The organism is Paenibacillus sp. SN-8-1 (assembly GCF_050995535.1).
Classification (GTDB): domain Bacteria; phylum Bacillota; class Bacilli; order Paenibacillales; family Paenibacillaceae; genus Fontibacillus.
In genome coordinates this window covers 3,027,731-3,047,999 of record NZ_CP194782.1, presented here as the reverse complement: position 1 = coordinate 3,047,999, position 20,269 = coordinate 3,027,731, and the positions used below count along the sequence as shown (strand labels likewise).

Annotated in this window: 20 protein-coding genes; 16 read left to right on the top strand and 4 right to left on the bottom strand. The window is 49.1% G+C overall.

From position 1 onward, the window contains the following. Positions 1–77: 77 nt before the first annotated feature. Both ACRRNK_RS14600 and ACRRNK_RS14595 read right to left on the bottom strand, forming a co-directional pair. Positions 78–746 carry a bZIP transcription factor gene (locus tag ACRRNK_RS14600; protein ID WP_433943447.1) on the bottom strand — a complete coding sequence of 223 codons (669 nt, stop codon included), beginning with the start codon at positions 744–746 and terminating at the stop codon, positions 78–80. Positions 747–841: 95 nt separating this feature from the next. Next, positions 842–1,246 carry a hypothetical protein gene (locus ACRRNK_RS14595; protein ID WP_433943446.1) on the bottom strand — a complete coding sequence of 135 codons (405 nt, stop codon included), beginning with the start codon at positions 1,244–1,246 and terminating at the stop codon, positions 842–844. A gap of 153 nt (positions 1,247–1,399) precedes the next feature. Here ACRRNK_RS14595 and ACRRNK_RS14590 point away from each other — a divergent pair, with 153 nt between their 5' ends. From ACRRNK_RS14590 to coaD, 4 genes are all read left to right on the top strand, one after another. Continuing rightward, positions 1,400–1,621, top strand: coding sequence for a LexA family protein (locus tag ACRRNK_RS14590; protein WP_433943445.1), 222 nt, complete (start codon positions 1,400–1,402; stop codon positions 1,619–1,621). Next, on the top strand, positions 1,611–1,886 hold the full coding sequence (locus tag ACRRNK_RS14585) for a hypothetical protein (RefSeq protein WP_433943444.1): 276 nt from the start codon (positions 1,611–1,613) through the stop codon (positions 1,884–1,886). The genes ACRRNK_RS14590 and ACRRNK_RS14585 overlap by 11 nt, the downstream gene beginning before the upstream one ends. Positions 1,887–3,111: 1,225 nt before the next feature. After that, entirely contained in the window at positions 3,112–3,711 is a 600-nt protein-coding gene (gene rsmD / locus ACRRNK_RS14580) for a 16S rRNA (guanine(966)-N(2))-methyltransferase RsmD (RefSeq protein ID WP_433943443.1), read from the top strand. Beyond that, a complete protein-coding gene (gene coaD / locus ACRRNK_RS14575) occupies positions 3,704–4,222 on the top strand; it encodes a pantetheine-phosphate adenylyltransferase (protein WP_433943442.1) in 519 nt (172 codons plus the stop codon). The genes rsmD and coaD overlap by 8 nt, the downstream gene beginning before the upstream one ends. Here coaD and ACRRNK_RS14570 read toward each other — a convergent pair. Further along, entirely contained in the window at positions 4,219–5,436 is a 1,218-nt protein-coding gene (locus ACRRNK_RS14570) for a nucleoside recognition domain-containing protein (protein ID WP_433943441.1), read from the bottom strand. The two genes, coaD and ACRRNK_RS14570, sit on opposite strands and share 4 nt — an antisense overlap. A 95-nt stretch (positions 5,437–5,531) precedes the next feature. Between ACRRNK_RS14570 and ACRRNK_RS14565 the strand changes: the two genes are divergently transcribed. Continuing rightward, positions 5,532–6,626, top strand: coding sequence for a YlbL family protein (locus tag ACRRNK_RS14565; RefSeq protein ID WP_433943440.1), 1,095 nt, complete (start codon positions 5,532–5,534; stop codon positions 6,624–6,626). Here the strand turns inward: ACRRNK_RS14565 and ACRRNK_RS14560 are convergent. Then, on the bottom strand, positions 6,613–7,890 hold the full coding sequence (locus ACRRNK_RS14560; protein WP_433946907.1) for a nucleotidyltransferase: 1,278 nt from the start codon (positions 7,888–7,890) through the stop codon (positions 6,613–6,615). The genes ACRRNK_RS14565 and ACRRNK_RS14560 overlap by 14 nt on opposite strands. 193 nt (positions 7,891–8,083) lie before the next feature. On the opposite strand from ACRRNK_RS14560, the gene ACRRNK_RS14555 reads away from it, so the two are divergent. The 11 genes from ACRRNK_RS14555 to smc all read left to right on the top strand — a co-directional run bounded on the left by ACRRNK_RS14555 (position 8,084) and on the right by smc (position 19,783). Beyond that, the gene (locus tag ACRRNK_RS14555) at positions 8,084–8,599 is read left to right on the top strand and encodes a YceD family protein (protein ID WP_433943439.1); all 516 of its coding nucleotides are present in this window, start codon (positions 8,084–8,086) and stop codon (positions 8,597–8,599) included. A 72-nt stretch (positions 8,600–8,671) separates the two neighbouring features. Continuing rightward, positions 8,672–8,845, top strand: coding sequence for a 50S ribosomal protein L32 (gene rpmF, locus ACRRNK_RS14550; protein WP_026263995.1), 174 nt, complete (start codon positions 8,672–8,674; stop codon positions 8,843–8,845). 210 nt (positions 8,846–9,055) lie between these two features. Then, complete coding sequence (gene fapR, locus ACRRNK_RS14545) at positions 9,056–9,652, top strand: transcription factor FapR (protein WP_433943438.1); 597 nt, start codon at positions 9,056–9,058, stop codon at positions 9,650–9,652. After that, entirely contained in the window at positions 9,636–10,637 is a 1,002-nt protein-coding gene (gene plsX / locus ACRRNK_RS14540; protein ID WP_433943437.1) for a phosphate acyltransferase PlsX, read from the top strand. Before fapR ends, plsX begins: the two co-directional genes overlap by 17 nt. Beyond that, positions 10,637–11,623, top strand: coding sequence for a beta-ketoacyl-ACP synthase III (locus ACRRNK_RS14535; protein ID WP_433946906.1), 987 nt, complete (start codon positions 10,637–10,639; stop codon positions 11,621–11,623). The genes plsX and ACRRNK_RS14535 overlap by 1 nt, the downstream gene beginning before the upstream one ends. Before the next feature lie 81 nt (positions 11,624–11,704). Next, positions 11,705–12,649 carry an ACP S-malonyltransferase gene (gene fabD, locus ACRRNK_RS14530; protein WP_433943436.1) on the top strand — a complete coding sequence of 315 codons (945 nt, stop codon included), beginning with the start codon at positions 11,705–11,707 and terminating at the stop codon, positions 12,647–12,649. A 205-nt stretch (positions 12,650–12,854) separates the two neighbouring features. Further along, positions 12,855–13,604, top strand: a complete 750-nt coding sequence (gene fabG, locus ACRRNK_RS14525) for a 3-oxoacyl-[acyl-carrier-protein] reductase (RefSeq protein ID WP_433943435.1) — start codon at positions 12,855–12,857, stop codon at positions 13,602–13,604. A 103-nt stretch (positions 13,605–13,707) separates the two neighbouring features. Beyond that, the gene (acpP, locus tag ACRRNK_RS14520; protein ID WP_024630176.1) at positions 13,708–13,941 is read left to right on the top strand and encodes an acyl carrier protein; all 234 of its coding nucleotides are present in this window, start codon (positions 13,708–13,710) and stop codon (positions 13,939–13,941) included. A 122-nt stretch (positions 13,942–14,063) separates the two neighbouring features. After that, positions 14,064–15,302 (top strand): beta-ketoacyl-ACP synthase II, encoded by a 1,239-nt coding sequence (fabF, locus tag ACRRNK_RS14515; RefSeq protein ID WP_433943434.1) that lies wholly within the window; start codon positions 14,064–14,066, stop codon positions 15,300–15,302. Positions 15,303–15,314: 12 nt separating this feature from the next. Next, on the top strand, positions 15,315–16,010 hold the full coding sequence (rnc, locus tag ACRRNK_RS14510) for a ribonuclease III (RefSeq protein ID WP_433943433.1): 696 nt from the start codon (positions 15,315–15,317) through the stop codon (positions 16,008–16,010). A gap of 203 nt (positions 16,011–16,213) precedes the next feature. Further along, a complete protein-coding gene (gene smc, locus ACRRNK_RS14505; RefSeq protein ID WP_433943432.1) occupies positions 16,214–19,783 on the top strand; it encodes a chromosome segregation protein SMC in 3,570 nt (1,189 codons plus the stop codon). Positions 19,784–20,269 lie beyond the last annotated feature (486 nt).

The window sequence follows — 20,269 nt, the reverse complement described above, 5'->3', positions numbered from 1 at the left end:
TCCTCATTCGTCAGGGATTATCCTGCAAAAGACCACAGAGGCCGAATAGCCAAAGTGGTCTTTTTAGGTTGTGCCAATTATCTGATTTTATATTGATAAGTTACTCCATTTACGGATACTTCAGCGGTGAGCTGCTTATTGCTGCTTTCAACTTCTTTCGGCACCTCGGCCAAAAACAGAACTTTACTCGAACTTAAAGGACTTATAGGACTTATAGTTGTGTAGTCAAAGTTTGCCCCGTTATCTTCTTCAATGACCGTAAAGGAAGTATACTCATACTTGTCATCGTACTTAATTTTCGCGTTAACAATTTCATCAGCCGTTTTTCCAGAGTCAGCTAAATTTTTGATCTTAGTAACAAGTACTAAATAGGTAGTATCCGATCCTTTAGCTTCATAATATGTATACACGGATGTTGGTGAGGATGGCTCAACCTTCTTGCTAAATCTTGACTTTAAAACAGTGAACTCTGCAATTCCGTCTATTGTTAAAGCCTTACCCTTTGTTAACGAAGGACTTTTTTCTTCTGCCGCTGTTTCCATAACAGTCTCAGACTTAACCTGGGTCTCAGTTTTAGCAGAGTTAGAGGAAGATGCCTCCTTTAACTTTTTGTTTTCGGACTTGAGAGTGTTTATCTCGGCCTCCAAGGTGGATATCTTTTTTGTCAGTTCCGAATTATCTGTTGAAGAGCATCCACTAGCAGCTAATAAAACTAGTGTACTTAAAGCGATCAAGCCTTTTTTCATTTTTCTTAAATCCCCCTAAATATTAAAAAAGTTTAACAAAGTAAGTCTACCAAAAGTAGGAAAATAATACTATTAAATTTATTGAAAATAAGGTGTCACACATTAAGGTGATTTGCCGTGACCTTACCACTAGGTATGTTACTGGGATCGTATCGATTTATGTATTTCGCTATGACATCTATTCCTAAGTATTTCTCCATTAGGACACTACTCTCAGCGGCCAGAAAAGAAGTGAGCATGCTGAAGCTGTGCTGATACCCTCGGCAGAGATACTTAGCCTCAATACCCTTCGCTGTAAGTCGCTCCTCATAGACCTTTATCCCAAGGGTACGCATCATCCGGCGTACCTCTTTTATCTCCATTTCCACACGATTGATCGCATCGTTGATAAGCTCCGTGTAAGGTAGCGGTGTCTTAAAGGTAGCTTCAATTATTTTTTTGTCACGTTCGAACGCACTTAAGATCAAAGGGAGGGTCAAGTAGAGTTTTACATATGACAAGTCTTGGGGAGTGTGGTTAACAGCTGGCATCGTCTTCACCTCTAAATAAGAACGTTTGTTTGTATTATATCCAATTCTCATACAAATTCAAGCTTGAAACAAACATTTGTTCGTATTATAATATGTGAAAAACAGGAAATGAGGCCCGGACATATGAACACATTGACCAAAAGACAAGCTGAGGCGCTTATGCATATCCAGGTATTTACAACTAAACACAATTACCCACCGACTAACAGGGAGCTGGCTGACATAATGGGAGTTGCTTCATCTTCGACCATACATGGGTATCTTGACCGGCTAGAGAAAAAGGGGTTCATTAAACGCGAGGAAGGTAAACCACGTGCGCTGAAGGTGATCCGTAATGCTGTCTGATTTCGAGCGTAAGCTGCTGCGGATCTTATATAACTATTCGCTTAAATATAGGGTAATGCCGGACTTAGAAACGTTAATGAGACTTACAGGTCGACATAGGTCACAGGAGGTCAGAGAAGGCCTCCAAGGGCTTGAGAAGGACAATTACATAGCGTGGGAAGATAAAGATGATCTGCAGAGTATTGTGATTATCGAGGGATGGGAGAGAGGGGCAGTAGTAATTCAACCAAGCACGAGGAATACAGATTATTGGACGAACTATTAGTAATATTTTACCACATAGACAATCGACAAAATGTGACAGACAGATTTTGTTTTAAGGATTACAATTTAGCAAAGTTCAGAACAAATTGTTCGGAACATCCCAGGGGAGCACGGAAGATCACTCCGCATTATGCTCATTGAACTCGTATACTTCTTCTATTGTGCAGCTGAATATGTTCATGGCCGTGTAAATATCCTCCGGGAGCATAGTTCTTTCGCTGCGACAAAAATATGAAATCATACGAGCTGACCGACCTGATAACTCCGCGTACTTTTCATATGTCCATCCGCGTGAGTCAATTAGATCGGCAAGTAAGCATCTCCCTCGGGAGAACTTTACCAACCTACATATACTCCTTTCAAAGGGCGGTGATTCCGGTAAATTGTACCACGGATTCAATTTCTTTAATACCTCATGGGAAAACACAAAGGGGCAGATTGTCGATGAAGACATATAGAATTACTGCTGAGTCGATTAATTCACGTTTGGAGGCTAGAGAATTAATAATTAAGAATTCAAAAAACTTCACTTCACCTTGTTACGTTATTATAACTACCATTACAGATACTCATGAGTATTATATGGAGACATCAAACATCGTTGGAGCCAAAGCACTTATAATAGAAAGAAAATACACAAAAGCCCCGGAATGATCCGAGGGCTTTTGTGTATTTTGTTATCCTTTATTAACTGTTGTTATCAGTTTGGTCTACAAATGGTCTACAAAGGCGATTTTGACTCACTTAATATTGTCGATATTGTAGCGAGAAAGGCTTGGTATTAAAGGGTTTGTAAGATAAAAAAATTGGGTGCTCATTTCTGAGCACCCTCATGGGAGAGGAGAAACCGGACGAAGAGCTTATGGGGAAACGTAAGTCTTCTCCGCGGTTGTCTACGACATTTGGTGATGTCGATATCTTTATTGTGCCCGCATCCGCGGCTTTTATACCCTCATGTCACAAAAAAAGGGGGAATTCCCAATTAGTTAAGGGGTTGAAAGGAGATTCTCTTATTGGAGAGGATACCCATGAGTTTTTTAAAGCCAGCTTGATGAATTTGTTACAGTACATATTGCATCCGGAATGAAGGAACTTGGTATGCACTGTTTTGAAGTTTTCGGGGCAGCGGATCCTTTATATGAGTTTTTCAATTCAGGTAGGAGTATGGTACGATATCGTCATAAAAAACGACACGGTTGTGACGAAGGATAGGGTGTGACACGAAATTGCGCGTAATTTCAGGAACTGCCAAGGGCAGACCGCTTAAAGCTGTGCCTGGCACAGGGACAAGGCCGACCACGGATAAAGTGAAGGAGGCCATCTTTAGTATGATAGGTCCTTATTTTGATGGCGGCAGAGCATTGGATCTATTCGCAGGAACCGGGGGGCTCGGGATTGAAGCGTTAAGCCGGGGGATGGAGCGTGCGGTATTTATAGATCTTGAATATAAGAGTCTGGAGGTTGTTAAAGCTAATCTCAAAGCGACGGGCATGGAAGATAAAGCCGAGGTGTACAAGAATGACGCGGAGCGGGCTTTGAAGGCACTGGCGAGACGCGAGACTTCCTTTGACCTCGTATTTCTGGACCCTCCTTACCGCCTCAAGCATGGGGACAAGCTGATGAACAAGATGGATGAGCTGGCTCTTCTGGAGGACAACGCCACAATTGTTCTGGAATATGAATCTTCCTATGAGTATCCGGAGAGGTTTGGCAATTTCACACGTGTACGTAAAGCTGAATACGGCGAGACGGCAGTGTCGGTGTACAAGTATGATTCGGGCGTGAATTTGGAAGAGGCAGGACAGGAGGAAGAACAGCATGAATGATAATAACAAAAACTTGAGAATTGCGGTGTACCCAGGGAGCTTTGATCCAGTCACTATGGGACATATGGATATTATCCAGCGGGCCGCCAGGCAGTTCGATATTTTAATTGTAGCTGTCCTTAACAATTCGAGCAAAAATCCGCTTTTTACCATGGAAGAGCGAAAGGAGCTGCTTCAGCAGGCGACGAAGGACTTGCCAAATGTTGAGGTGGACAGCTTCAATGATCTCCTTGTGAACTATATGGTGCAGAAAAAGGCTCACGTCATTGTTAAAGGCGTACGCTCCGTGACGGACTTTGAATATGAAATGCAAATGGCCTCCATTAATCACAAGCTGAACAGTGAAGTGGAGACCATATTTATGATGACGAATCCGAAATACAGCTACTTAAGCTCCAGCGTGGTGAAGGAAATCGCCCGGTTTCAGGGGGAAGTCGTAGATTTGGTTCTTCCAGAGGTTGAGGAAGCCTTGAGACAGAAGTTTGCTCCAAATGCCCGGATAAAGTCCTAACGGGATACTGGGTTACGAGAGCGCCAAAGGATGGCGAACAGCATCAGACAGGCTGTGATGAACAACAGGATCGTGAACTGCCATTCCATCAGAGAGAAGGTCTGGGCCCAGCTCGGAAGCTGAAGGATGGAGTATCCTGACTTTTCGCCAGTACTTATTTCTCCATAGACAGGGGCAGCTCCTGGAAAGAGCTTCAGAAGTGGCTTCCATAGCAGGAGTGTTAGTACATATGCATAGATTCCATGCAAAACCCGGGTAAGCAGGAATCCGCCTGTGCCAATCCCGGCTGGTCTAAGTATGGCACGAACCTGCAGATAAGAGCAGAGCCCGCTGAATCCCAGAATCGCACCCAGGAGCGCTGCTTGCAGCGCCGGGGCGAGGATGGAAGAGGTTCCTGCTGCATATGTGCCCAAATGAACTTCAAAGAGCCCTGGGAGTATAAAGGAAGGGCCTATGCCGGGAATATGGAACTGGATCATACGTATAACTACCGCAAAAATCAGCATATACCCGCCGATCATCATTAACGTTTGAACTGCGGAAGCTACTGTATCTCCTAGCAACTTGCCGAAGCTGCGCCCGTCTAACCGGCGGGCTTCTTCAATACTGTGGATTATTTGCTGTAATCTTGAGCCGGTACGCACGGGCTCGGGCCCTGCCTGGTATAAATCCCTGCGGCTCTGAAGTATTAGCTTATGAAGAGTAAAGCCAGCAGCGATGCCGGCTATTCCATGTACAGCTGCGAGAAGCAGACCGAGTCCCGGCTTGTGGAGAAAGCCGGTGCCCACAACAACTATAATCAGCATGGGATTACAAAAATGCCCGGCCGCAGCTAATTTCTCCGCCTGCCTGGCTGTAATCCTGCCACCTGTATACAGCTGGCCAGATGCCTCGGCAGCCGCTGGAAAGCCGGCTATAAGGCCGAAAGGGATTACCCAGCCGGCAACACCGGGTACCCCCAGTCCTTTTCGCAGCAGGGGGTCAAGTAGCGCGCCCGTAGCATGGACAAATCCGTATGCAACCAGCATTTGAGACAGGACCAGGAATGGCAGAAGTCCCGGGAATACGATTCTCCACCATAAAGTCAGGCCCTGAAGTGAAGCCTCAAACGCGGCCCCCGGTGAATTCACAATACTGGCTGCAAGCAATATGGCACCGCCGCCTAAAGCGATAGTTACCCACAAGCGCCCACCTTGCTGCTGTGTTCCCTTCATGAATGAATCACCTCGTTATGGAATAAAAGATGGATTGTAATACAAAGAGACATAAACATACACTTAAGGCCGGTATGGCTAGTACAAATTTATGCATGGCGGACAGAGATCAGACCAGCCTTCGTCCATGCAGGAGGTTAAGGGAGAGGGAGACACCGGTGCAGCTTAAGAATTCAAAAATCTTTAAATTGGCTTTATATCTCATTATGATGGCCGTCATTGTGTATGTCGTAGTGTATATGCCTACGCCTTATATGGTGAATCAGCCGGGTACAGCAGAGGAGATCAAGCCGATGATTATCGTGAAGGGGGGAGATCCGGAAGAGAAGGGGACCTTCATGATGACCACGGTATCGGTAACGTATGCAAATCTGGCCATGCTGATTACTTCCCAGTTCAACTCCGAGGCGGAGATTGTCCACAAGACGCCGGAACAGGGCGGGAAAGAGTATGAGACTAAGCAGGTATACTATATGAGTGATTCCCAGTCTAGTGCTATGATGGTGGCTTACGATAATGCTAAGGTCCCTTACGGTAATGAGCCGGAGTACATTTATGCTATATCTCTATCTACGTCACCTGAGCCTAAAGGCGACTTTGCCCCTGGAGATATTATCCAGAGGGTTGGTGGTAAGCCGGTTAAGCGGTTCGAGGAACTGACTGAGGTGCTTAAATCCAGAGCACCGGGAGATGTTATTCAGGTAGAGCTGAATCGGAACGGTAGAGAGGTTACCGAGAAGGTTGAACTGGTTGGCCTGAAGGACTCTGCAACAGGGGAGACCCGTGCCGACCTTGGGCTGAACATGGGTGAGCTTAGAAAAGTAAAATCTACTGATCCCCAGAAGCAGGTTGAATTCGCCAAGACGGAGGTCGGCGGGCCTTCCGCCGGCCTCATGTTCACACTGGAAATTTATAACCGGCTGACACCAGGGGACCTCAGTAAAGGGTACCGGATCGCTGGAACAGGGACCATGTTACCTGATGGAACCGTGGGGCCGATCGGCGGAGTACAATTCAAGATTGTTGCGGCAGACCGGGAGAAGGCGGACGTCTTCTTCGTACCTGAGGATAACTTTAAGGATGCGAAGAAGAAAGCCGAGGACCTCGGTACTCCGATGAAGCTTGTGCCTGTCAAGACGGTGGACGATGCACTCCATTATCTAGACTCGCTTCCGCCTAAAGCCGGATAGGCGCCTGACGATAATCGCGGAAGAGCTGGTTCGTATCCAGGTTAGGGAAAGAACTGGCATAGACGGCTGAAGCTTTAAGATCAAGCTCAAGCTGGGGATGTGACAAATCAGACGGCCTTGTCAGGATTGGCAGCGAGGCCGTCTTTTTCATGCGTTTAAGCAGTTCTCGGCCCTTATCTGTAAACCCTAGAACTCGTAAGTACCCCGGCCCTTCTGCAAGAATCTCCCGCGTGAATGAGGCTTTGTTATGCCCCAGAAGCACATGCACAAGCAGGCGCTGAAGCTTGGTATGGGTATAACGTTTGGTCTTCAAGGCTTGAAGCAGGCTTGTGACTGTAGGCTCCGCAAGACTCGGCAGCAGCTTCTTGATCCGATACTCCAGCCCTTCTGTCATTTCATAGATCTGGGAGAGCTGCTCTGTTGAGCTGGTCAGCAGCTGATGCAGCAGCTGCGGGCGGAGCGATTCCCAGGTCACGGGCCCGCGGCCCTCGCGCAGCTCGCGGGCCAGGATACCGGCGGCATAATCAGGCATATAGGGACTCGCCTCCGGCGATCCCCCAGCCAGTATCAGCCGCCGGATCGCCGTGGCGCTGGCGATGGGGCCCTCGCCCGGCTGCGCATCGTGATATCCGGCCGCTTCGCGCCGGATAGTCAAAGGCATGACGCTGCTGCCGAGCCGGCGCAGCGCGATCATATAGTGCAGCCCAAGCGAATTGTTGGGCTGCATCAAGAGCCCGCGCGCGCCTTCGGCAGCGCCGCGCGCAAGGGTCCGCTCCGCCGCCGCTGCATAGGCGGCGGGGTAGCTGGCGCCCGAGGCGAGTTCCTCCGCCACGGCGCACCTCATGTCGCTGCTCTCCTCGGCGAGCAGCGAGGCAAGCTCGTGCAGCTTGTCCGTACTTCCTTCCTCGCTGCCGAAGACCAGATGCGTCACGAGACCGGTCGCGTTCAGCAGCGACACGGCCCCGTACGCGAACCATTCCGCCGGCTGCACGGCATAGGCGACGGGCAGCTCGAACACAACATCGGCGCCCATGGACAGCGCCATCTCCGCCCGAGCCCATTTCGAGACGATGGCTGGCTCGCCCCGCTGAAGGAAGCTGCCGCTCATTACGGCGATGGCGGCTTCGGCGCCAGTCTCTTGCTTGGCCCGGGTGAAATGATAGACATGCCCATGGTGAAGCGGATTATATTCAACGATTATGCCGACAATGCTCACAGCGAGGCCTCCTTGCGTCTGTGGATGATTTATAAGAAATAATATCATGAACTGCATCATTTACCGAATAAACATGCTATAATTTACGGACCTGTCCCTGTGGATGCGCAAGTGAAATTGCAATTTATTGTGGGTAGGATATCGGGAGATGCCGTATAATAAAGGGAGCGGCGCGTATAAGTTATTGACAAAACTCTCTAAAAATCGGTATAATAATTTTTGTTTGTTTGGAGTGATAAACATGCACTTTCAATTTCGCAAATTAGCGTCAACCGAAGGCCCTGTGGAATTCCACGAGGCGCTGGATGTTCATCATGTAACCAAGGGCCGCAAGGATATTACTCATGTGAGTCCGCTTCAAGCTGATCTTAAGGTATTTTCCTTTGGTGAAGGAGAAGCAGATGTAAAGGGTAGATTATCTGTGGATCTGGACATGACGTGCTCCCGCTGCCTGAAGCCTTTGAAGAAACAAGTCGGTATCGATTTCGAGGAACGGTTTAAGTACAGTGAGAATACAGAGAATGTACAGGACGAAGAAGACGATATCCGCTACGTTGCAGAGGATGACGTGAATCTGGTTCCTTTCATAGAAGAAGCTTTGCTTCTGAATCTCCCATTTGCAGCCGTCTGTAAGGATGATTGCAAAGGTCTGTGCCCTACTTGCGGAACCGATTTGAACGAGCGTGATTGCGGCTGTGATAAAGAAGTCATTGACCCGCGTCTCGCGGCGCTGAAGGACTTTTTTAAACAACAATAATAAAGTCTGACCCTAACGGTCGTCTAAACTAAGCAATGGAACCAGGTTGACTTGAATAAGGAGGTGGGAACCATGGCAGTACCTCAACGGAGAACGTCCAAAACGCGTCGTGACAAACGTCGCACTCATTTCAAATTGGCTGTGCCGGGCATGGTAAAATGTGAACAATGCGGAGAATTGAAGCTTGCTCACCACGTATGCAAAGTATGCGGCACATACAAAGCAAGAGAAATCATCAAGCAATAATGAATGAAATCAAAGTAGTACCTACATCTAGGATGGGGTGCTATTTTTTTTTTTTTTGATTTCATAAGAGTAAGAATTCCTTCTGCCGGGATTGTCTTTCTTTTTAAAACAGGATGATTTATACTGAAGCTTAGTACCTGGTTCTAAAACAATATACCTATATATTAAAATAATTTATAGATCACGCAGGGGGCGATCCTTATCGAACGTTTGCCCAAACGGGCGAGACAGCAGCAGCTCGTGAGAATGATTGAAGAGAACCCGTTCATAACGGACCAAGAGCTGACCCGTCAGCTGAAAGTAAGTATTCAGACCATCCGGCTGGATCGTCTGGAGCTCGGGATACCTGAACTCCGTGAACGGATGAAGCTGATGGCCGAACTTTCTTATGATCAGGTGAAGTCTCTGCCGTTGCATGAAGTGATTGGGGATATCGTTGACCTTCAGCTCGACAGGAGCGGGATATCCATATTTGAAATACGTGATGAGCATGTCTTCTCCCGAACGGGCATTGCGCGGGGGCATCATGTATTTGCACAAGCCAATTCCCTTGCGGTCGCCGTAATTAATGATGAAATTGCACTTACTTCTTCTGCGGATATCCGGTTCGTGAGGTCGGTCCATTTGGGAGAGAAATGTATTGCCAAGGCCTATGTCCGATCTGAGGCAGGCAATAAAGGGAAGGCTAAGGTTGAGGTGTTCACATATGTAGGTGAGGAGATGGTCTTTCAAGGCAACTTCGTCATCTATCGTTCCGGGAAAGAGGAACATAGCGAAGGGGGAACTATGCATGTTGATAGCCATTGATGCCATGGGGGGCGATCACGCGCCTCGCTCTAACGTGGAGGGAGCGCTTGCGGCCGCCAAGGAATGGAAAGACATCGAAATCGTTCTGGTCGGAGATCAGGCTCAGGTTGAAGCGCTGCTGCCGGAACGTCCGTCTAATCTGACTATTCGCCATACCTCCGAGGTGATCGGTGGAGAAGATGAACCCGTTAAGGCGGTTCGCCGCAAGAAGGATTCTTCCATGGTGGTTGCCGGAAGGATGGTTCGCGAAGGCGAGGCTGACGCGATGATTTCTGCTGGAAATACGGGGGCCTTGATGACGACTGGCCTTCTTGTAGTGGGAAGAATGGAAGGGATTGAGCGGCCTGCACTTGCTCCGATCATTCCTACCGTTGACGGACGAGGTGTTCTGGCTCTGGATATGGGTGCCAATATGGATGCTAAGCCTGAACACCTGGCACAGTATGCCTTGATGGGCAGCGTGTACCGTCAGCAGGTGCACGGGATCGAGAAACCGAGAGTAGGACTGCTTAACGTGGGCACAGAAGCCATTAAAGGAAATGAGCTTACGAAAGCGGCTTACCCTCTGCTTCAGGAGCTGCCCATCCATTTTGTCGGTAATGTGGAAGCGCACGGCGTGCTGGCAGGGGCGTGTGATGTTCTGGTCTGTGATGGTTTTGCGGGGAACATTCTCCTCAAATCTTTGGAAGGAACGGCGGGCGCTTTATTCTCTATTCTGAAAGAGAAGTTCACGAGCTCACTTAAGAACAAGCTGGCTGCCGCTGTACTGATGCCCGAGCTGCGTGGACTCAAAAGCATGATGGATTACAAAGAACACGGCGGGGCGCCGCTTCTCGGACTTAGCGGTCTCGTGGTGAAGGGACATGGCTCATCGGATGCGGATGCGATTAAGAATGCTTTTCGGCAGGCAAGAATTGCCCTTCGCAGTCAGTTGATTCAGAACATATCCAAAGAATTCAGCAGTGGGGAGAGAGTAGTTAAGTGATGAATTTGCGATCGGTAGGGATTATTGGTACAGGTAAGTATGTGCCCGAGAAAGTATTAACCAATGCGGATTTGGAGAAAATCGTGGAAACGAACGACGAATGGATCGTCTCGCGTACAGGAATTCGTGAACGCCATATCGCCGCGCCAGAACAAGCAACCTCGGATCTGGCTTATGAAGCTTCCATCAAGGCGCTTGAGTCGGCAGGAATTGCTCCACATGAGCTGGACCTTATTATTGTAGCTACAGTTACGCCAGATATGACATTCCCATCCACAGCTTGTCTGCTGCAGGAGAAGCTGGGTGCGAAGCAGGCTGCGGCTTTTGACCTGTCTGCGGCATGTTCGGGATTTGTATACAGCTTGGCAACCGCAACAAACTTTATTAAGACTGGGATGTACAACAACGCGCTTGTTATTGGCGCAGACACCTTATCCCGAATTACAGATTATACAGACCGCAATACCTGTGTGCTGTTCGGTGACGGTGCCGGTGCTGTAGTTCTGGGTGAAGTGCCTGAGGGCAGAGGGTTCCTTTCCTTCGACCTGGGTGCCGAGGGTGCTGGCGGAAGCCAGCTTAAGCTCGAGGCAGGCGGTTCCAGACTACCAGCCTCGGCAGATACCGTTGCTGGTGGCAAGCACTTCATCTACATGAACGGCCGTGAAGTATTTAAATTTGCGGTTCGTGTGATGGGCACAGCGACTGAGGAAGCTCTTCGTAAGGCGGGAGTGGCGAAAGAGGAAGTGGATTTGTTCGTTCCGCATCAGGCGAATATCCGGATAATTCATTCCGCGATGGAACGTCTGAACCTTCCAGAGGAGAAATGTGTAATCAATGTCGATAAATATGCCAATACATCGGCTGCATCTATCCCGCTTGCACTGGTAGAGGCAGCTGAAGAGGGACGAATGCAAGAGGGAGATACCATTCTTCTCGTCGGCTTTGGCGGCGGCCTTACTTGGGGCGCATCTGTTCTTGTATGGTAAAAATTAATTATTAATCGTTCCTCCTTCTGGGCGAGCAGGCTCGTCCGGAAGTGCCCGGAACAAAGGAGAGCTGTCTGATTTATGGGGAAGTTAGCATTTGTATTTCCAGGACAAGGTTCCCAAGCCGTAGGAATGGGCAAAGATATTTATGATGAGCTGCCGGAGGCAGGGGACCTGTTCCGCACAGCAGATGAGAAGCTGGGCTTTGGCTTAAGCGATCTCATCTTTAATGGTCCTGAGTCAGAGCTTAAGATGACGGCGAATACTCAGCCGGCACTGCTTACTACGAGCTACGCGCTTTATCGTATATTTGCTTCGAAAGGGATCACACCTGATTATTTCGCGGGGCACAGCCTTGGTGAATATACGGCCTTGACCGCCGCAGGCGTACTCTCATTTGAAGATGCGGTCGCTACGGTTCGCGCGCGCGGTCTGTTCATGGAACAGGCAGTGCCTGGCGGGCAGGGGGCCATGGCCGCAGTGCTCGGAGCTGAGCGCAATGCGCTGGCGGAACTCTGCGCAGCAATTACCTCCGAAGGGCATTTGGTTGAGCTTGCCAATATTAACTGCCCAGGACAAATTGTGGTATCCGGAAGCCGAGCGGGAGTTGACGCTCTGGTTGAGAGGGTCAAAGAAGCGGGCGGCAAACGTGCCATACCACTCGAAGTCAGCGGTCCGTTCCACTCCTCGCTCATGCGCTCAGCCGCAGAGCGCCTTGAAGAGACGCTTGCGGGGATTCAGTATGCGGATGCCTCTGTTCCGGTGGTCGTGAACGTTACAGCTCAGCCTGTGCATAAAGGGGCAGAGGTTCCTGCGCTATTGACTCAGCAGGTCTATTCCCCGGTTCTTTGGGAGGACAGTGTACGCTGGTTGATTGAGCAGGGAGTTGACACTTTTGTCGAGATTGGTCCGGGCAGTGTTCTCACAGGACTGCTTAAGAAAATCGATAAGAACGTAAGAGGACTGAATGTGAACAGTCTCGAAAGTCTGGAACAAGTGGCCGCGGCGCTGAAAGAGGAGCTTTAAGCCTCTAAGCAGTATCTTGTAAGCCTGCGTAAGCCTAAGCTAAGCATGCCCGGTTACCCGGCCGTGTATTAGCTTTCGCTGCAGCCGCGCTTTAGCGCTGCTCCGGGGTTCCCGGGCAGCTCTTGAAAGCGCCGCGCCCTATCATTTGCAGGAAGCTGCAGTAGGGCTGTAGGGCAGTATAAGCTTGAGAAAGGAGGCACATAGGGTGACACAACCACTTGCCGGCCAGACGGCGCTGGTCACCGGCGCTTCACGAGGGATTGGAAGAAGCATTGCACTTTCGCTTGCGAAGGCAGGAGCAAATGTAGCTGTCAATTATGCCGGTAACGAAGAAGCAGCTGCAGAAGTTGTCCGTGAGATCGAAGGCATGGGCGTCAGTGCTATTGCTATTAAAGCTCATGTTGGCGACAGCAGCCAGTTTGAGACCATGGTTAAGGAAGTTATTGATGCCTGGGGCCGAATTGATATTCTCGTGAATAACGCAGGAATTACCAGAGATAATCTTATTATGCGAATGAAAGAAGAAGAGTTCGATCAGGTGATTGAGACGAATCTGAAGGGCGTGTTCAATGGAATCAAATCCGTAACCCGTCCGATGATGAAACAGCGCTCAGGTCGGATTATCAACATCTCTTCTGTCGTCGGCGTCCTTGGAAATGCAGGTCAAGCCAATTACGTAGCTGCCAAAGCAGGTGTGATTGGGCTGACGAAATCTTCCGCGCGCGAACTTGCATCCCGTAATATTACAGTGAATTGTGTAGCACCTGGATTCATTGATACGGATATGACTGGGGAATTGCCGGAAGAAATCCGCTCCAAGATGCTTGGAGAAATCCCTCTTGCTCGTCTTGGCAAGCCGGAGGAAATCGCTAATGTGGTTCTGTTCTTGGCATCAGAAGGCGCTTCTTACATGACGGGACAAACACTTCATGTGGATGGCGGAATGTACATGTAGGCTGCTTCGCGAAGACGATATATCGTCAAAGCGGGTTTTTGAAACAGCTTCTATGGCATTTTAACTTTAATTCTCGTATAATACCAAAGAGGAGGTGAACCGGATGTCCGATGTATTGGAGCGTGTAAAACGCATTGTAGTTGATCGCTTGGGTGCTGATGAAGCCGAAGTAACACTTGAGGCTTCTTTCAAAGAGGACCTTGGTGCTGATTCGCTCGATGTCGTTGAATTGGTTATGGAATTGGAAGATGAATTCGATCTTGAAATTTCAGATGAAGATGCAGAGAAGATAACGACCGTAGGTGAAGTTGTAAATTACATACAATCTCATACCTAAGTCATTTAAAGTCCCGTACCTTGTTTATCAGGCGGGACTTCTCCTCATCTTGGCAGAAACAATCAATGATTGTGTTCATTGACATTTATATTACACATGAAGTCTATACGAGGTGAATGTGTTTGAAACATAGAGTAGTTATAACAGGAATGGGAGTCATGACTTCCCTTGGCAAAGATTTGGACACGTTCTGGGATAGCCTGGTTAGCGGGAAATCCGGCGTATCGCGCATTGACTCTTTTGATGTCAGCGATTATACAACCCAAATTGCGGCCTCGGTGAAGGATTTCAACCCTGAGGATTATTTTGACCGTAAAGAAGCCAGAAAGATGGACAGGTTTGTTCAATTTGCAATCGCGGCAGGTTCTGAAGCTTTGAAGGACAGCGGGATTGAGATTGGATCGAACACAGATGCAGAACGTATCGGTGTCTCCATCGGTTCTGGTATTGGCGGTCTTGGAACTTGGGAAGATCAACATAATGTTTTACTGGAAAAAGGACCTAAACGCGTAAGCCCTTTCTTTATTCCGATGATGATCGCCAATATGGGCTCAGGCCAAATGTCGATCATGTTCGGAGCTAAAGGACCGAATACCACTCAGGTAACCGCTTGTGCGACAGGAACTCATTCGATAGGTGATTCATTCCGCATTATTCAGCGCGGCGACGCCGACGTGATGATCTGCGGAGGAGCAGAAGCGACCATTCGTCCTACGGGAATGGCTGGATTCTGTGCGATGCGAGCCATGTCTACACGCAATGACGAGCCTGAGAAGGCAAGCCGTCCATTCGATACAGGCCGGGATGGTTTTGTTATGGGTGAGGGTGCCGGAATTCTTATTCTTGAATCTCTGGAGCATGCACAGAAGCGCGGGGCTAAAATCTATGCCGAAGTGATTGGCTACGGACTTAGCGCGGATGCCCATCATATGACCGAGCCGGATCCGGACGGTGCTGCGCGCTGTATGCGTATGGCGATTCGTGATGCGGGGCTGAATCCTGAAGATATTGATTATATTAATGCGCACGGAACTTCCACACCGGTTGGTGACCGTTCGGAGACGCTAGCTGTGAAGAAAGCGCTGGGCGACCACGCTTATAAAGTAGCTATCAGTTCGACCAAGTCCATGACTGGGCATTTGCTTGGAGCCGCTGGTGGCGTTGAAGCCGTGATTTGTGGTCTTTCATTACAGAACGGGGTCATCGCGCCTACGATCAATCTTGAAGATCAGGATCCGGAGTGCGATTTGGATTATGTACCTAATGAACCAAGACAAGCAGATTTGAAAGTTGCAATGTCCAACTCCTTTGGGTTTGGTGGTCATAACGCCACGATTATCCTGAAGAAATTCGATGCATAAGGAGTCAGTCTGTTGAGTGGAGATCTGAAGCAGTTACAACAAAAACTTCAAATTCAATTCCAGAACCGACAATTGTTGAAACAGGCATTTACTCACGCTTCCTATGTAAACGAACACCGGTTCAGCCAGCACGAGGACAACGAGCGGCTTGAATTTTTGGGAGACGCGGTGCTTGAGCTGACCGTCTCGGAGTATCTATACAATCTATTTCCGAACCGGCCTGAAGGCGAGTTAACAAAGCAGCGTGCTGCTATTGTCTGTGAGCCTTCTCTGGTTAAATTTGCTGAAGCTCTCGAGTTCGGGAGTTATGTGCTCCTAGGCAAAGGGGAAGAACTAACCGGTGGGCGTACGCGTCCGGCACTTCTTGCGGATGTGTTTGAGTCTTTTGTCGGGGCGCTTTATTTGGATCAGGGACTTGAGGCAGTTATTGCCTTCCTGGACAAGCATGTATTCACTCAGGTGGTCTTAAACGGAAAGCTACAGGTAACTGATTATAAGACTGAACTTCAGGAGCTGACTCAGCACCATAATCTAGGAGCGCTTGAGTACCGCATTATCGAAGAGCGGGGACCTGCGCATGAGCGGGAATTCGTCTCCGAGGTATTCATGGATGGCAAGAGTCTCGGTCAAGGGAGCGGACGCTCCAAGAAAGAGGCTGAGCAGCAGGCAGCGGCTGTTGCACTGGAGCGTTTAAGAGTACAAGGGTAGTTCTATTGACTTAGAAGATTAGGTTTTGAATCTTTAGCTGAAATGGCAGGCCAAGGTAGCGTATACCAGGTCTGCCATTTTTAGTTTTTAGCGAGTTAAACCTCGGGGGCAGATGTTGATACAAGCGGCTTTGCTGTAGATTTGATGGGTCACAGGTGAAGCTTAATTATGTTACAATAGGCGGTAGAGGTGATAGTGTACGTATGTTTTTGAAGAGAATTGAACTAGCGGGTTTTAAATCGTTCGCGGATCGCACAGAAATGGAATTTGTGCGTGGAATCACTGCGGTTGTAGGCCCGAACGGAAGCGGTAAGAGCAACATCTCCGATGGCATCCGCTGGGTACTCGGAGAACAAAGTGCCAAGTCGCTGCGCGGTGGCAAGATGGAAGATATTATTTTCGCCGGTAGTGATGCCAGAAAGGCGGTTGGATACGGAGAAGTATCGCTTACGCTGGATAATACGGACCAGGCGCTTCCTTTGGATTTCAATGAAGTTACGGTGACCCGGCGGGTTCACCGCAGTGGAGATAGTGAATATTTGATTAATAAGCAATCCTGCCGCCTGAAGGATATTACTGAACTTTTCATGGACACAGGAATCGGAAAAGAAGCCTACTCCATTATTGGACAAGGTCGTATTGAAGAAATACTGAGTACTCGATCTGAAGACCGGAGAGGGATATTTGAGGAAGCTTCAGGTATTGTGAAATATAAGTCCCGGAAGAAGGATGCACGTAAGAAGCTGGATGAGACGGAGACCAATCTGCTCCGTATTCATGACTTGGTCAGCGAGCTTGAGGATCAGATCGGGCCGCTCAAGGAACAATCCGAGAAAGCGATTCATTATAAAGAACTGCGAGAACAGCTTAAGCATAAAGAGATTTCCATGTATATCTATCAAATCGATCAGATCCACACTTCTTGGAGCGAGGCGAACAACAAGCTGGCCAGACTGCGTGAAGAGCAGCTTGCCTTGTCTACGATTGTCTCCGCTCATGACGCTACACTGGAGAAAGAACGCTCCGAGCTGCGTGTAATTGAAGAAGAAATTGAAACTTTGCAAGGCCAGCTGCTGGAATATAGTCAAAGCTATGAGAAGAACGAGGGTTATGGGGGGCTGCTTAAAGAGCGCGCCAAAAATTTATTGCAGAATCGACAACAGCTGATTGAATCTATCGAAGCTAACGAGGAACGATATAATCAGCGTGCGTTAGAGCTTAAAGCCATGTCGGATAAATATGCGGAATCGGACCGGATGCTGACTGAGCTTCGTGCGTTATTGTCCGCGGAGGAAGCGAAGCTGCTTGGTGTAACTGGCGGGATCAGTCAGGCTCAGGAAGAAGCCCTTAAGGGTGACCTGCTGGAGATTATGAACCAAATTGCGCAGGCGCGCAATGAGATCCGTTATGCCGACCAGCAGAAGGAAGGCGTTATCCGCCGGATGGAAAGAGCAGAGACCGAAGGCACGAAGTGGCGGGACGAGCAGCAGAAGCTGGCTGAGAGAAAGTCCGAGCTTAGCGGCAAGCTGGAGAAGATGGCCAAAGATATTGCAGAGGTTCGCAAAAGCTACATTTCTGAAAGCGAACGTCTTCATTCTCTGCAGAAGCTTACGGAAGAGAGCCGGGATGGTCTGCGGAAATGGGAACAGAAGCGCGAAGCCCTGGTATCCCGCCGGGATACGATGAAGGAGATGCAGGATGATTTTGACGGCTTCGCACTTGGGGTTAAGGAAGTGCTCAAAGCCTCGCGCAAAGGGACTCTGGCTGGTGTGCACGGCGCAGTAGCTGAGCTGATCCGGGTTCCCGAGAAGCTGGAAATAGCAGTGGAGACCGCTCTGGGCGCAGCCATGCAGCATGTGGTCATGGAGAATGAAGCTGTATCTCGCCAAGCGATTGCTTTCCTGAAGCAGCGTCAGCTGGGACGAGCGACCTTCCTGCCGCTGGATGTTATCCGGCCGCGTCAAATATCGGCTTCAGATAAGCGGTCCATGGAAGATGCGGAAGGATTCGTAGGAATTGGAGCGGAGCTGGTTGGTTTTGAGCCGCGGTATGCCGATATTGTCGGCAGTCTGCTGGGGAATGTGGTATTTGCCGATACGCTCGAACATGCGAACCGGATGGCCGCCAAGAGCCAGTATCGTTTCAGAGTAGTTACTCTGGAGGGGGATGTGGTTAACGCGGGAGGTTCCATGACCGGGGGCAGCCAGCATCGGAAGAACAGCAATCTGCTTGGCCGCAACCGGCAGCTTGAGCAGCTGGATAGCGATATTCGCCAAAGTGAGACGATGATAACGAAGCTGCGCACCAGTGTCGAAGAGGTAAGGAGCCAGATCGCCCAACTGGAGACAGACCTGGAGAAGTTAAGGGAGTCTGGAGATCGCATGCGTGCGGATGAACAGACGGTCGCTGGTGATCTGAAGCAGGTGGAGCATGAATACAGGCATGTCTCCGAGCAGTTCGAATTATATGGTCAAGAGAAGAGTCACTATGTTAAAGAGATGGAAGATCTGGATAAGAGCAAAGCGGAGGCTGAGCAGAAGCTCAAGGAATTAGCTGCCGATCAACAGACGAAGCATGACTCTATCCAGGCAGCTGAATTCGCACGCAAAGCGAATGAATCTGCTAAGGAAGAGCTGCAGACTCAGCTTACCGAGCTTAAGGTTAAGGAAGGCAAGCTGGATCAGGAATGCCTTTCCCTGAAAGAGCAGCTTAGCAGACAGCAGGAAGAATTCAATGCCCAAGAGAAAGAACTGGAGCAAAGCCGGCGAATTCTTCAATCTATTGAGAATGACCTCAAAGAGAACGAAGCACAAAGTGTTCGCCAGATTGAGGATCTGAACGATTATAAATTAAAGAAGAGCCGTACAAGTGAACGGCTGGACTTGCAGCGGGCTTCCCGAAGCGCGCTGATGAAGAAGCTTGAAGAAGGAGAGAGCGAGACCAAGGATCAGCGGGCTGCGTTGAAGTCGGTGGACGAACAGCTGCTGCAGACCGAGATTCAGGCTAACCGTCTTGATGTTGAGCTCGATAATATTCTGAAGAAGCTGAGTGAGGACTATGAGCTGTCCTATGAAAGAGCTAAGCAGCGCTACGAACTCCCAGAGGATATTACAGTTACCCAGGCCGAAGTTAAAGAGCTTAAGCGAAGCATATCTGCTCTTGGGGAAGTGAATCTGGGAGCCATTGAAGAATTCCAGCGGGTATCAGAGCGCTATGAGTTCCTTAGCATTCAGAAGAATGATTTGGTTGAAGCGAAGACCACGCTCTATCAGGTAATCCGCGAGATGGACGATGAAATGTCCAAGCGATTCAAGCTTACCTTTGACGCGATTCGCCGTGAGTTCGGCACAGTCTTTACCAAGCTGTTCGGAGGCGGCAGCGCGGATCTTGTTCTGCTTGAACCGGAGAACCTGCTAGAGACCGGGATTGATATCGTGGCCCAGCCTCCAGGCAAGAAGCTGCAGAACCTGCAGTTGCTATCCGGTGGTGAGCGTGCGCTAACTGCAATGGCGTTATTATTCGCTATTCTTCAAGTTAAGCCGGTTCCTTTCTGTGTTCTGGACGAGGTAGAAGCCGCACTGGATGAAGCGAACGTTATCAGGTTCGCCCAGTACCTGCGCGAATTCTCGGAGCAGACCCAGTTCATCGTGGTAACCCACCGCAAAGGTACGATGGAAGAAGCCGATGTGCTATATGGGGTCACAATGGAAGAGGGCGGCGTGTCGAAGCTCGTGTCCGTAAGACTCGAGGATGAAGAGGCGGAAATTGCTTAGTGATGGGTGAGCATGCCATAATAGAGGAAGACGATTAAAGTCTGCCGATAAAAAGCATAGTCCGAGAAATTTTGGGCTTTTGTAAGTAAAAAGCACAGTCCGAGAAACTTTGGGCTTCCGATCGCTGTTATCTTCGGATTTCCTGATTGTATACAACCACGGGGTTGAAATCCGAAGATAAAGGCGAACGCTGACGCTTCTACAGCTCCAAACTTTCTCTACCTGCTTACAATATCCCATCCCTTAATCAAGGGTGGGTAACAAGGAAAGAGCGGTTCCTTCGGGTAACCGCTCTTATCTACAAGGCAATAGCATACACACTCAGTCAAACAAATGCTCCCGAAAGACTAGGCAGTAGAGCGTATCCCACAGGGAGAGCGGGCATACGCACCATAGTCACATGAATGCTCCCGAAAGAGCTGGCAGTAGAGCGAATCCCGCAGGGAGAGCGGGCATACGCACCATAGTCACATGAACGCTCCTGAA

Coding starts and splice junctions, on each gene's coding strand:
- ACRRNK_RS14600 (WP_433943447.1), bottom strand. CDS start 746: ATGAAAAAAGGCTTGATCGCTTTAAGTACACTAGTTTTATTAGCTGCT.
- ACRRNK_RS14590 (WP_433943445.1), top strand. CDS start 1,400: ATGAACACATTGACCAAAAGACAAGCTGAGGCGCTTATGCATATCCAG.
- ACRRNK_RS14585 (WP_433943444.1), top strand. CDS start 1,611: ATGCTGTCTGATTTCGAGCGTAAGCTGCTGCGGATCTTATATAACTAT.
- coaD (WP_433943442.1), top strand. CDS start 3,704: ATGAATGATAATAACAAAAACTTGAGAATTGCGGTGTACCCAGGGAGC.
- ACRRNK_RS14570 (WP_433943441.1), bottom strand. CDS start 5,436: ATGAAGGGAACACAGCAGCAAGGTGGGCGCTTGTGGGTAACTATCGCT.
- ACRRNK_RS14565 (WP_433943440.1), top strand. CDS start 5,532: ATGGCGGACAGAGATCAGACCAGCCTTCGTCCATGCAGGAGGTTAAGG.
- ACRRNK_RS14560 (WP_433946907.1), bottom strand. CDS start 7,890: ATGATATTATTTCTTATAAATCATCCACAGACGCAAGGAGGCCTCGCT.
- ACRRNK_RS14555 (WP_433943439.1), top strand. CDS start 8,084: ATGCACTTTCAATTTCGCAAATTAGCGTCAACCGAAGGCCCTGTGGAA.
- rpmF (WP_026263995.1), top strand. CDS start 8,672: ATGGCAGTACCTCAACGGAGAACGTCCAAAACGCGTCGTGACAAACGT.
- plsX (WP_433943437.1), top strand. CDS start 9,636: ATGTTGATAGCCATTGATGCCATGGGGGGCGATCACGCGCCTCGCTCT.
- ACRRNK_RS14535 (WP_433946906.1), top strand. CDS start 10,637: ATGAATTTGCGATCGGTAGGGATTATTGGTACAGGTAAGTATGTGCCC.
- fabD (WP_433943436.1), top strand. CDS start 11,705: ATGGGGAAGTTAGCATTTGTATTTCCAGGACAAGGTTCCCAAGCCGTA.
- acpP (WP_024630176.1), top strand. CDS start 13,708: ATGTCCGATGTATTGGAGCGTGTAAAACGCATTGTAGTTGATCGCTTG.
- smc (WP_433943432.1), top strand. CDS start 16,214: ATGTTTTTGAAGAGAATTGAACTAGCGGGTTTTAAATCGTTCGCGGAT.